Source organism: Paenibacillus chungangensis (assembly GCF_042675905.1).
Taxonomy (GTDB): domain Bacteria; phylum Bacillota; class Bacilli; order Paenibacillales; family Paenibacillaceae; genus Pristimantibacillus; species Pristimantibacillus chungangensis.
Map to the genome: position 1 here is coordinate 1 of NZ_JBHTJZ010000034.1, position 12,821 is coordinate 12,821.

Below are 12,821 nucleotides of genomic sequence, written 5' to 3' on the forward strand. Positions count from 1 at the left end.
TTTCGGCTTATTGGCCGCCCCAGCTCTTAATGACCTGGTGGCCGGTTTATTCAAGCATAGATTCTCACAATTACCAGTTAATCTCGTGAACTGCATAAGTCATGGTCTGAATTAGGAGTTTACACAATTTATTTTACAGTCCAAATATATGTCAAATTGTCATATGACAATTTGATGACAGCAGTCACTATGAAAAAGAGTAGGCATTTAGTAGGATTAGTAGGATTAAAAGTATAAAGTAAAATCGTTCGGTGGCAAATAATGCCGGACTACATTATGAGAGTGGGAGTGAAGAAGTTGGTTTACAATCGATCTTTAACCAAGTTTACGGCCTTGCTGTTGGCTATCGTGCTGATCTGCGGATCGGTAGCGTTCTTGCAGCCGCTTAAGGCGAATGGGGCTGCCAATTCCGCTGAGCCTCTGACGCTGGTATCGGGCACGGTGAATTACGGCAACACTGTTGTGACGCTGGACTTTAATGCCTCGGTATCGGATAGCGTGTACGGCATCGGTGGGGCGTATAACGGTATTGAAATTAAGCGTACGGGGGCTGCCTCTTATCTGCCGATTAGCAGCCAAGGTATGGTCTCCTTCGCGGACGGCGAAATCGTTCTGAATCTGAGCTCTCCTCTGCAGGGAGCCGATAACCTCATCCGCGTTGCCGCTTATTCCGTTGCAGCCGGCGTCGATAATCCGCTCAAGACAACGCAGACCGTAACAGTCGCAGCGACGGCTGCGCTTAACGTCGTCAGCACCGTGAGCGATTCGGAAGGCAAGACGTTCACGATTACGTTCGACCAAGAGGTGTCGAGCGCTGTAGAAGATGTTAAGGATTCGATCTCCATCAATGATGATAGTCTTGTGGATGAAGACAGCATTGAGCTGATTGGCGATCAACTGATTATTCGCTTGAACACCGCAATGGAAGGTTCGTTCACGATTGGAATCTCCAGAGGGGCATTGGTTTACGGCAATGAACTTCTTAACAAAGGTTTATACATCGATGTCGATACCGATTTTTCGTGGTACGATGCCTACTTTGATAATGGGGAGCCTATCGCATTCGAATTTAATGATCATGTGACCTCATTAGTAACGTTGGACGAATTGAAGAATGCCATTGTCGTCACGAGAGACGGCGATGCGGTTCCCGTCGGATCTGTTACAATTGAGAATGATGGCGATTGGACGTACCTCTACGTCAGCGTCGACAACGTCGATTCCGGCACTTATGTTGTGACGATTCCGGAAGGTCTGCTGCGGAGCAGCAACGGAATTCTGAATTCGGAGATATTGGAGACGTTCTCATTGGATTCGCAAGCTCCGAAGCTGGTTAGTACCGACAGCGTCTACGATTCCGAAACGGATAGGACGACCGTGACGTTGACTTTCGATCAATTGATTTATTGCAATAATCACTGTTCTGGCAATACCTATTACTGGATGTATAATTTCCAATATATCCGTAATAATCAAAATAATTGGTGGGAAACTCTTAACAACGCTAGCGCAAGCATAAACGGAAATGAACTAATTATTGTCATTAATTCAAATGTTCTTGATAATGGCATCAATGAACTTCAACTGAGAATTAGCGGTTCTGCCATTAAAAGCTCCAGCAATAACAGCCTACCTGAATTTTACTACCCTTCTATCGTCGAAATAGCGGATACCCGGTCTCCGTATTTCTTTAACGCGAGCATGACGAATGCGAATCGAGACGTCGTGTTCACTTTCGACGAAGCAATCAGCGACAACACGGAAGGGCAATTGAAGGATTCTATTACTTATGCCATCAAGAACGGCAGCCAACAAGCCCTTGGCGAAGATGTAAGCGCAGCAATCGAAGGCAATAAGTTGATCGTTCACTTCAGTGAAGCGTTGGACGAGCAGAACTATACCTTTATGCTGCAAGCGGGAACTATCAAGGATATGTTCGGCAACGTTTTGAATTCGGATGTGAATTATTATGTGTCTCCCGGAGATATTACGCCTCCTAAGCTCAACTGGGCGGACGTTTATCCGATAGCCGTTTTGAACGCTTATGCCTTCGAATTGGGTTTTAACGAGACAATTCGGGACAACACCGTAATCGACGGCGTGTCCATGCTTAAGGATTATATAGAAATTTCCTATGATGGTGGGGTTACATTTCAGTCATTGGGAGATGACGATTGGGTAAACTTCTACGAGAATAACTCATACATGCAATTGATTGTGCATTCTGCCATCAGCGAGCGTCCGGTTATTAAATTGAAAGGTGGCGCGATTGTGGACGTGCATGGCAATGTCACGGTCGAAGATCAGGTTATAGAGAGCTATGTTGATAGCGATGGAATAGATATGTTTGGCAACTTCTATTCGGATGCGGATTCCAGCTTCACCCTGTTTGCTCCGGATACAACTTGGGCGAACAAGGTATATAAGGTCGTCGTCCGTTTGCTGAGCACGAACGAGAGCTCAGCTCTGACATCGGACCAATATGAAGTGACGAACGATAAGCTCATCATCAAGAGCGGCTCCAACGCCATCTTCGAGAACGATCAAGAATACGAAATCAAGGTTTATGCTTACGGGTACGATGACGCTGTGGAGGCTGAAGGCACCGCGTTACCTCATAGCGAATCGTTCTACATGACGGCTCCGACGATGAATTCGAACGGCGGACTCACGGCGAGCACGCAACTGATCGCCAACAATAATATCGATTATCCGAAGGCAACTGTCGTCTTTCAGTTGATGAAGGGAACGATGCCGGTCGCGAATACGGTGGTAAGCGCTTATATGAACGACTTGGTTAACGTCAGCGCGAACTTTAACGTCAGCGACCCCGACAATAGCAATTACAGCGTTCGCGTATTCATCATCGATGGATACGATAACGGGGCCTCATCGGCGGGAACCCAAGTGGGCATGACTCTAACGCTGGCAGAATTCGAACAAAAGCTTATGGGAAACTACTATGGACCTTAACGTAATCAGGCAAGAAGGATTCGGGAAGCGAGGGATAAGCAAGTGAAACAACGGATAACAAGCCTGTTGATCACGCTAGTTCTACTAGTTGCGATCGTACCTGCGGCAGGGGCCGCTTCGGAAGTCGTTACGCTGGATGCCATCGCGGATACGACGGGTGGTTCCGCCGTAACGATCTCCGGCTCCACGTCGTTAGACGAAGTGAATATTAAATTATTGCGTCCTAACAGCACGATTTTATATTTCAATATCGTACCGGCCACCAATGGTGCTTTCTCCGATACGATTACGCTCGGTGACTCCGAGCCGACCGGCACGTACACCGTCGTCGCTGGGCAAGGAACGAAGATCGCGACGACAACGTTTTCCGTGTCTGCCGGACAATCTGGCAATAATGGGGGAGGTGGTATGTTCGCCGGCAGCTTCGAGCCGACCTCCACGACGAACGGCAAGCTGACGCTTGCCGCCGGACAAGCCGGCGATACGTCGCTCGGACAAGAGGTTACGGTCACGATTCCGAGAGGAGCGACCGATAAGCGTCTGGAGATAACCATCGAGAAGCTACTGAATACGGCTAATCTCGCCAATCATGGCGAAGTGTTCGCAAGCGCGGTGTTCGAGATTCTGAAGAACTTCTCCGACAACTTCCTGAAGCCGGTGAAGCTGACCTTCAAGTTCGACACGTCCAAGGTGAAGGAAGGACAGCGAGCTTCTGTCTTCTACTTCGACGAGCAGAAGCAGGAATGGATTGAGCTCGGCGGCATGATCAGCGGCGACACGATTACGGTGGAGACGAATCATTTCACGAAGTTTGCGGTGCTCGTCGTAGGCGAGAAGACAGAACCATCCGTTCGCTTCTCCGATATCTCGGGTCATTGGGCGGAGAACAAGATCGCACAAGCGGTTGAGCTGGGAATCGTGAAAGGCTATACGGACGGAACGTTTAAGCCAAACGCAACCGTTACCCGCGCAGAGTTTGCGGTGATGTTAGCGAATGCCATGAACCTAAGCGGCGATGGAGCGACGCTTGCCGGCTTCTCTGACTCGGCAAAGATCGCTGCTTGGGCGAAGACTTCGGTTGCGCAAGCCGTTGAAGCCGGCTTCATCACCGGATATGAGGATATGACCTTCCGCCCGGCCGCGGAAATTACTCGCGTACAGCTGGCGGCTATGATCGCTAGAGCCTATAGTGCCGATCTAGCTAAGGTTGACACGACCGGTTTTGCGGATGACGCGAGCATCGCGACATGGGCGAAGAGCGCGGTGTACGCGGTTAAGCAACTGGGAATCATTCAAGGCAAGGGCAGTAACCGTTTCGCTCCGAATGATACTGCAACGAGAGCTGAAGCCGTTACGATGCTTATTAATCTTCTGGATGCGAAGCAATAAAAACAATCATGCGCAAACCAAGCTCCCTCCGAATCAATCGGAGGGAGCTTGGCGTTATGGCAGGAGCTCTATCACCCTGACTGATCAAGGCAGCTGGTTATTACAGACCATGCGAAGTCGACCTCCGTCGAGAAGGTGCAGAGCGAGAAGCGAGATCAGATCCATCCCGCCGCGACGGCAATCGTGAAGACGATGTTAATATTGGTGGCCTGGCAATCATAGCTCTGAACTGGAGCTGAATATACCAATTCCACAACAACTGAACAAGACATTCCCAAATAAAAAAGCTGCAGCTTCGCGCGTTCGAGCGCAAGGCTGCAGCCTTTCCGATGTTAGCGGCCGTTGAAGGCGCTGAGCATCCAGACATGCTTCTCAAGCGAAGTATGGATGGCAAGCAGCATATCCGCCGTCGTCTCGTCTCCCGCCGATTGGGCGGCCTCCATGCCTTCCTTCAGCTCATCGATAATAAGCGAGAAGTCGTGAATGAGATGGTCCACCATTTCCTCTGCCGTCTCGTTGCCTTCCGCCTCTTTGATGCTGGACTCTTGCAGGTAGTCGCTCATTGTGGCGATCGGCTGTCCTTTAATGGCCAGCAAGCGTTCTGCAATTTCGTCGACATGCAGCGCCGCTACCTCATAGAATTCCTGGAATTTCTCATGCAGGGTGAAGAACTGCGAGCCTTTCACATACCAATGATAGTTGTGAAGCTTTATATACAATACACTCCAATTGGCAATCTGACGGTTCAAGTGATCCTGGATCGTTGTCGGTTTGTTCATAATTCATACATCCTTTCATAGGTAAGTGGTTGCGCTGTTCACAGCTAGTTCTTGTGTAGTCTTTGCCGTTTTTCGTTTGGCGATGCAATGACTTAGATCAAATCCTTATTTATAATTATTACAAATTAATAGTTGTTTGTCAAGGGTAGCTTCTACATTTAGTAACCGATCATTCTGAATCCTAAACAGAAAAAGGAAAACAGCCCCATATGCTTATCTCGTAGGTTGAAAATACGGATATGAGGTCCGCATTCTCAGAGCTAACAAGCATATGAGGCTGCACATATAGGATGGCCGCAAGAAGTCGATATATACGTGGAAAAACGAAAAAGATGCGTTCCCACCGTAGTAGAAAGCATCTTTCTCGGGTTAGCGCCGCTCTCGCGAAGCGTATATAGTAGAACAGGTTGCGGTAGCAGTGCCGTTATATTGTGAACTCTCAACATCATTAATTATACATGAATTACCTTTACCGGACTAGAGGTCAATGCAAATTTACCTAAAATTAAACGCGTTCTAAGGCGCTAATGGCGAAAATGACCGTAAAAAGGTATGATGGTGAAGACAAGCTATCGAACAGACTGCGATCATGCCAGAAGAAATGCTGGTGCTGAATAAAGCAGCATTCGTATTCATTGGCTTTGTGAAAGCGCTATTAAGGTCAAGATTAAAGGGGGATATCGATTCCGATGAGCAGCAACAATAAGTATGCGATTGGGGTAGATTACGGGACGCAGTCGGGACGCGCAGTATTAGTTGACTTGTCGAACGGGGCGGAGCTGGCTGATCATGTGACACCATACCGTCATCATGTTATCGATGAGGAATTGCCACAATCCCGGGTCAAGCTGAAGCCGGACTGGGCGTTACAGCATCCAGAGGATTATATAGAGGTGTTGGAGCAATCCATACCTGCCGTCATTAGGGAGACAGGCATTGCGCCCGAGGACATTATCGGGATCGGCATTGACTTCACGGCGTGTACGATGCTGCCAATTGATGAAACGGGGAGACCGCTTAGTCTGCTGCCGGAATACCACGACAATCCGCATAGCTGGGTGAAGCTGTGGAAGCATCATGCGGCCCAAGAAGAAGCGAATCGCATTAACGAGCTGGCGGCGAAGCGCGGAGAAGTATGGCTCGGGCGCTATGGAGGGAAGATCTCCTCGGAGTGGATGATGGCGAAGGCGTGGCAGATTCTGAACGAAGCGCCTGATATCTATGAGAGAGCGGATCAGTTCGTAGAGGCGGCGGATTGGGTCGTCGGACAGATGACTGGCCGCATCGTTCGCAATAGCTGTACAGCCGGATACAAAGCGATCTGGCATAAGCGTGATGGTTATCCGGCGGCGGACTTCTTCAAGGAACTGGACCCGCGGCTGGCTGACTTGACGGATACGAAGCTAAGAGGGGATGTCGTACCGCTTGGCTCCAAGGCGGGAGAATTGACGGAAGAGATGGCTGTTCGTATCGGCTTGTTGCCGGGAACGGCTGTCGCCACTGGTATTATTGATGCTCATGCGGCCGTGCTGGGCGTCGGCGTCGTAACGAAGGGCAAGCTGGTCATGGCGATGGGCACATCGTTATGCCATCTTCTGCTAAGCGACGAGGAGAAGGATGTGGAAGGCGTATGCGGCGTTGTAGAGGACGGCATCATTCCCGGTTATTACGGTTATGAAGCAGGGCAGTCTGCGGTAGGAGATCTATTCGAATGGTACGTGACAGAAGCGGTGCCCGCTTATGTACACCAGGCAGCGGAATCGGAAGGCGAGCATGTCCACGACTATTTGACACGAAGAGCTGCGGAGCTGAAGCCTGGCGAGTCGGGCCTCCTGGCGTTGGATTGGTGGAACGGTAACCGTTCGGTGCTCGGGGATACGATGCTGACCGGCACGATACTGGGCATGACACTCCAGACGAAGCCTTGGGAAGTGTACCGCTCACTGCTGGAAGCGACGGCGTTCGGTACGCGAAAAGTGATAGAAGCGTTCAAAAGCGGCGGTGTGGAGGTCGAGGAGTTGTATGCTTGCGGCGGCTTGCCCCAGAAAAACGCGCTTCTCATGCAGATTTATGCCGATATTACGAATCGCGAGATTAAGATTGCGTCCTCCAAGCAGACGTCCGCGCTCGGTGCGGCCATGTTCGGAGCGGTAGCGGCAGGAGCGAACAAGGGTGGCTACGATGGTATCGTAGAGGCTGCCGAGCGAATGGCTCATGTTAGGGAAGAGACGTTCAAGCCGATCCCAGAACATGTAGAAATATATAACAAGCTGTATGAGGAGTACAATCACCTTCATGATTATTTTGGACGCGGCGGCAACGACGTCATGAAAAGATTGCGTAATTTCAAGGAACTATCCTTGCATCAGTAGCGTATATACAGGACATGGCAGACCAATTCAAGCTGCTATGTCCTTTTTTTTTGCCGGTTTGACCTTCCCACTATTTTGAAATGGAGATTATTTACTGCATGATATAGAATAGAGGAATACATGAGATAGAGAGAACGACGGGTCTGGGAGATGAAAGAGACGTGTATTGTCATCATTGTATTAGAAGCTTTGCCGACGATGCTGTATTCTGCAGCCAATGTGGAAGGCGGCTGCATGCGCATAAAGTAATCGGGGCCGAAGAGAAGGCGATATGGACAGGAGTGCCGTCTGAAGAGACGATCTTGAAGGCGGAACACAATGACTTGAATGAAGCGTCTGCGGCCCAAACTGCTATGGATACGGTCGAGGGGGGAATTAAGGAGCAAGTAGCTAACATCGAGAGAGCAGAGCTGGAAGTGGCTTCCGGCGATGCGAACGCATCGGCGGTAGGCCGTAATGTGAGCAGAGATACGGCGATCAGCTGGGGTACTGTAGCTGCCTTGGCCTTTCTTGCGATAGGGATGTCCGTCACCTTGTACATTTATTATCAGTATGAGCAGAACATTAACGAGCGGGTGCTTAAGCTTCAGTCGGATGCGAAAGTCTCGGCGATGGGCGGCGACTATAATAAAGCGCTGAAGCTGCTTGCCGACGCTTCTGCGGAGCGCCCGAACTTTGCTGCGCTTGCGGCGGATCAGGCGATCATTCATCATGTGATGAAGCTGGAAGGAATGGCATCTGATATAGAAGATCAGCTTCTGTCGGGCCATATCCTTGAAGCGGAAAAACTGCTCGATAAGCTCATGAGCGATTTCAACGGACATAAGGAGCCGGTCTACGGCAAGCTGCGAGAGAAGCTGGATGGGCTGGATATGAAGCTGACGGTGTTGAATCTGGAGAACGAGCTGGGTGCGTTGACGAATGTGAAGGATCTGGGTGAAATGCTCAATGTAGTTAATGGACTCGCCGGCCAAGATGCATCGTCATTACAAGAACAGATTGTGAACAGAATCCGGACGATTACTTCCGATAGAGTAAGCGATCTGATCGACAGACGCAATTATTCCGATGCCCTTGAGACGATCAATTACGCGAGTACTTGGCTGAAGGACGATACGGTGCTGAAAAAGCTGGGTGAGAGTGTCAATAATGCGCAGCAGCGGTACGAGCAAGCGGAGCAGCAGCGGATTGAACAGGCAATGCAAAGGGCGGCGGAAGAGGATCTGGTCAATCAGACTGCGGCAGTGAAGCAGATTAATGCCGATCTGACATTGGATGAATTCGGAGATCTGACCATTGAAGGTACGCTGATGAATGTGGCAACCAGACCGATATATTCCATTAAGGTGAATTATATTGTAAAAAACAGCGCCGGTGAAAAAATAGCCGCAGGCACGGCTGATGCGACTCCCAATTATGTTGAGCCGGGCGAAGAGATGACCTATACGGCGACCGTATATGGAGCTCAGACGGATCAGGTTACGGTAGAGATGGATCATGCCACCTGGTACTTGGATTAGGGGGCGTAACGATGAATAGAAACAGATGGACCGGTTTAATTGGAGCCGCCCTTATTCTGGTCGGCGGATCAGTCACCGCCCTATATATGAAGGCACAGGTTCCTGCCGAGCTGCAAGGCGCGCCGCTGCTGGCGGTAGGGGAACAGAACAAGTCGCTGAAAGATATTATATTCCAGACGCAGAAGCACGTTGTCATGATTGAGACGGACACGGGCTCGCAAGGATCCGGATTCCTATACAATTCGGAGGGCGATCTGCTGACGAACGCTCATGTCGTGGCGGGAGTACGGCACGTCACGGTGAAAACGGCGGATGCCCGCGAGCTGGAGGGCGAGGTGATCGGCATCAGCACAGATACGGACATCGCCGTAGTTCGGGTTCCCGAGCTACAAGGGACCGAGCCGCTTCCGCTCGTCCGCTACGATAAAGCGGAGGTAGGCGATGAGGTGCTTGCGGTAGGCAGCCCGCTTGGCTTCCAGAATACGATTACAACGGGCATTATTAGCGGTGTAGACCGGAGTCTGCACATTGACCCTTACACCTACGAGGATCTGTATCAAGTATCAGCTCCGATTGAACCCGGCAATAGCGGCGGTCCGCTGGTAGACAAGAAGAGCGGAGCGGTGCTGGGCATTAATTCCGCCGGGCTGGAAGACAGCACCATCGGCTTCAGTATACCTATCGGGAATGTACTGCCTATGGCGGAAGGATGGTCGAGGGAGCCGATGACAATGCTCCCGGGCTTGTCTCTTCTGGACGAACCGGTGCAAGAGCAAGAGGAGACTTCGCTGGATCAGATGGCGGGTTATCTGGTTGCCCATTTCTATGACAGCTTGAACAATGGCGATTACGTCTATGCCTATTCCTTGCTGGGAGGGAATTGGAAGGAAGGAACCAGCTATGTGAAATTCCGGGAAGGCTACCTGATGACGCGTAATGTCGTCATTGATGATATGCATGTATCGACACGGGACGATGAGGCGACAGTGACGGCGCTGCTGTCGGTCGATGAGCGGAAGGACGGCGAATATGTACTGAGCAAGTATCAGGTGACGTATAAGGCGGCATATGAGAACGATCAGCTCAAGCTGTTGACTGGCACAGGCAAAGCAATCAAGAAATAAGATGAAGCAGGCTCCGCCAGTAATCGCACTGGGGAGCCTGTTTCTTTTGACTTATGGTTGCTCGACGGGATAGAACGGATACGCAGGAGCAGACGAAGAAGTCGTCTGTCTGGGGGATCCGGGCGGACGCGGCGGCGGCCCGGGAGGTCCAGGTGGCCCCGGATGCCAAGGCCCGGGTCCGGGAGGTCCAGGCGGCCCCGGATGCCAAGGCCCGGGTCCCCACGGTCCAGGCGGCCCTGGATGCCAAGGCCCGGGTCCGGGAGGTCCAGGCGGTCCCGGGTGCCAAGGGCCAGGTCCCCACGGTCCAGGCGGCCCTGGATGCCAAGGCCCGGGTCCGGGGGGTCCAGGCGGTCCCGGGTGCCAAGGTCCAGGACCCCACGGTCCCGGCGGACCCCAAGGCCCTGGTGGTCCCCATGGACCAGGCGGAATCAATCCGGGAATTAACCAAGGTAGAATCGGCCGCTGTTCACCACCGCAGCCGCAGCCGCCGGTATTGGAAAGCGGGTACGCATGGGGAGAGAACGGCAGTTGCCCATTGCCGTTATAAGTAGAGTTTGTCATAAAAGGTATCCATCTCCTTTTCACCAGATGTAGGCGATTATCCTCCTGCATTGTATGCGGTATGTGCCTAATCCGTGTAATGAATCAGCCAACTTTGCCGAACTAAGTCAGATGGAGCAGAACTGAGCAGCGCCCATACTGAAGGAGCTTTTGTCGCTAGAGGCTATGAAGTATTTTAAAGGGGGGCAATGCGCAGGTATGAACATCGACAACGTCATTAAGCTGGCAACGAACGGTGTCAAAAAGCGAGCAGAGGATCTACCTCGCGGTTTTCGTTCAATGACATAGAGTATATAAAGTTCGAGTTGATTAACAGAAGCGCGCGAGCCGAAATAGTGTATGAATCCTACACTGGAGCGCTGAAAAGTGGGATGTAAGCCGGACTAGTGTAGGAAACCTACACTGGAGCGCCGAAAAGTGGGGTGCGAGCCGAAATAGTGTAGAAAACCTACACTGGAGCGCCGAAAAGTGGGGTGCGAGCCGAAATAGTGTATGAATCCTACACTGGAGCGCTGAAAAGTGGGGTGCGAGCCGAAATAGTGTATGAATCCTACACTGGAGCGCTGAATAGTGGGGTGCGAGCCGAAATAGTGTATGAATCCTACACTGGAGCGCTGAAAAGTGGGATACGAGGCGAAATAGTGTATGAATCCTACACTGGGGCGCTGAAAAGTGGGATGTAAGCCGGACTAGTGTAGGAAACCTACACTAGAGCGCTGAAAAGTGGGATGCGAGCCGAAATAGTGTATGAATCCTACACTGGAGCGCCGAAAAGTGGGGTGCGAGCCGGACTAGTGTAGGAAACCTACACTGGAGCGCTGAAAAGTGGGATATGAGCCGGAAAAAGGAAAGTGTGCGAACGGTGGGCTACAAGCGATGTAACCTCGGTTGGAGCACAGAAAGTAGTTAGAAGTGAGGCTGCAGGCGATGTGACCTTGGTTGGAGCAAGGAAAGTGTGCGAACGGTGGCTGCGGGCGATGTGACCTCGGTTGGAGCAAGGAAAGTGTGCGAACGGTGGGCTGCGGGCGATGTGACCTCGGTTGGAGCAAGGAAAGTGTGCGAACGGTGGGCTGCAGGCGATGTGACCTTGGTTGGAGCAAGGAAAGTGTGCGAACGGTGGGCAGCAAGCGATGTGACCTTGGTTGGAGCAAGGAAAGTGTGCGAACGGTGGGCAGCAAGCGATGTGACCTCGGTTGGAGCAAGGAAAGTAGCTAGAAGTGAGGCAGCAAGCGATGTACAATCGGTTGGAGCACAATGTCAGATGGCCAGCGTCCATTTGGCAAGTGCCATCACGGCCATCACTGCCCCCCGAGCGCCTACCGTTCCTTGCGGGGGCAAATATAAACGGCGTTGTCCATAGAGGACAACGCCGTTTATATTGGTTGATTGGGCTTACTTGACAGCAGCCTCGTAGCGCTTGTTAACCTCGTCCCAGTTCACAACATTCCAGAATGCCGAGATGTAGTCCGGACGTTTGTTCTGATACTTCAGATAGTAAGCGTGTTCCCATACGTCCAGACCAAGGATTGGCGTCTCGCCTTCCATGATCGGGCTGTCCTGGTTAGGCAGGCTGTATACTTTCAGCTTGCCGTCTGCAACAGCAAGGAATGCCCAGCCGCTGCCGAAGCGTGTAGTAGCTGCCTTCGCGAAGTCAGCCTTGAACGTCTCGAATCCACCCAGCTCACTGTCGATCGCAGCGGCAAGTGCGCCAGTCGGAGCGCCGCCGCCGTTCGGGCCGATTGTCTCCCAGAACAGGCTGTGATTGGCATGTCCGCCGCCATTGTTGCGAACCGCTGTGCGAATGCTCTCAGGTACGCTGTTCAGATCGCTGATCAGCTCTTCAACCGATTTCTCTTGCAGCTCAGGAGCGGAATCCAACGCAGCGTTCAAGTTCGTCACATACGTATTATGATGGCGCCCATGATGGATTTCCATCGTAGTCGCATCGATATGAGGCTCCAATGCATTATGCGCGTAAGGCAAAGCAGGCAATTGATGTGCCATTCGTTAACACCCTCCCAAAAGATATGTAGTTCGATCATCATTATTATCTCGTATCCGATTGGATAAATCAACATTAATGTTGAAAAAGTCACAGGCGAG

The 12,821-nt window shown here is 51.4% G+C and carries 9 protein-coding genes; 7 read left to right on the forward strand and 2 right to left on the reverse strand.

The annotated features are described in order from the left end of the window. Window positions 1-288: 288 nt before the first annotated feature. Window positions 289-2,973, forward strand: a complete 2,685-nt coding sequence (locus tag ACFQ2I_RS18270; RefSeq protein WP_377566741.1) for an Ig-like domain-containing protein — start codon at window positions 289-291, stop codon at window positions 2,971-2,973. Between the two features lie 42 nt (window positions 2,974-3,015). Then, window positions 3,016-4,362 carry an S-layer homology domain-containing protein gene (locus tag ACFQ2I_RS18275; RefSeq protein WP_377566743.1) on the forward strand — a complete coding sequence of 449 codons (1,347 nt, stop codon included), beginning with the start codon at window positions 3,016-3,018 and terminating at the stop codon, window positions 4,360-4,362. A 332-nt stretch (window positions 4,363-4,694) separates the two neighbouring features. On the opposite strand, the gene ACFQ2I_RS18280 is transcribed toward ACFQ2I_RS18275, so the two are convergent. Beyond that, complete coding sequence (locus tag ACFQ2I_RS18280; RefSeq protein WP_377566745.1) at window positions 4,695-5,141, reverse strand: Dps family protein; 447 nt, start codon at window positions 5,139-5,141, stop codon at window positions 4,695-4,697. Window positions 5,142-5,830: 689 nt separating this feature from the next. Between ACFQ2I_RS18280 and ACFQ2I_RS18285 the strand changes: the two genes are divergently transcribed. The 5 genes from ACFQ2I_RS18285 to ACFQ2I_RS18305 all read left to right on the forward strand — a co-directional run bounded on the left by ACFQ2I_RS18285 (window position 5,831) and on the right by ACFQ2I_RS18305 (window position 12,078). Beyond that, window positions 5,831-7,513, forward strand: coding sequence for a ribulokinase (locus ACFQ2I_RS18285; RefSeq protein WP_377566747.1), 1,683 nt, complete (start codon window positions 5,831-5,833; stop codon window positions 7,511-7,513). 161 nt (window positions 7,514-7,674) lie between these two features. Beyond that, on the forward strand, window positions 7,675-9,033 hold the full coding sequence (locus ACFQ2I_RS18290) for an FxLYD domain-containing protein (protein ID WP_377566749.1): 1,359 nt from the start codon (window positions 7,675-7,677) through the stop codon (window positions 9,031-9,033). Window positions 9,034-9,044: 11 nt separating this feature from the next. After that, window positions 9,045-10,157: a S1C family serine protease gene (locus tag ACFQ2I_RS18295; RefSeq protein WP_377566751.1), complete on the forward strand. Its 1,113-nt coding sequence runs from the start codon at window positions 9,045-9,047 to the stop codon at window positions 10,155-10,157. Window positions 10,158-10,570: 413 nt separating this feature from the next. Then, window positions 10,571-10,708 (forward strand): hypothetical protein, encoded by a 138-nt coding sequence (locus ACFQ2I_RS18300; RefSeq protein ID WP_377566753.1) that lies wholly within the window; start codon window positions 10,571-10,573, stop codon window positions 10,706-10,708. Between the two features lie 965 nt (window positions 10,709-11,673). Continuing rightward, complete coding sequence (locus ACFQ2I_RS18305) at window positions 11,674-12,078, forward strand: hypothetical protein (protein ID WP_377566755.1); 405 nt, start codon at window positions 11,674-11,676, stop codon at window positions 12,076-12,078. 32 nt (window positions 12,079-12,110) lie between these two features. Here the strand turns inward: ACFQ2I_RS18305 and ACFQ2I_RS18310 are convergent, their stop codons facing one another. Then, entirely contained in the window at window positions 12,111-12,722 is a 612-nt protein-coding gene (locus ACFQ2I_RS18310) for a superoxide dismutase (protein WP_377566757.1), read from the reverse strand. Window positions 12,723-12,821 lie beyond the last annotated feature (99 nt).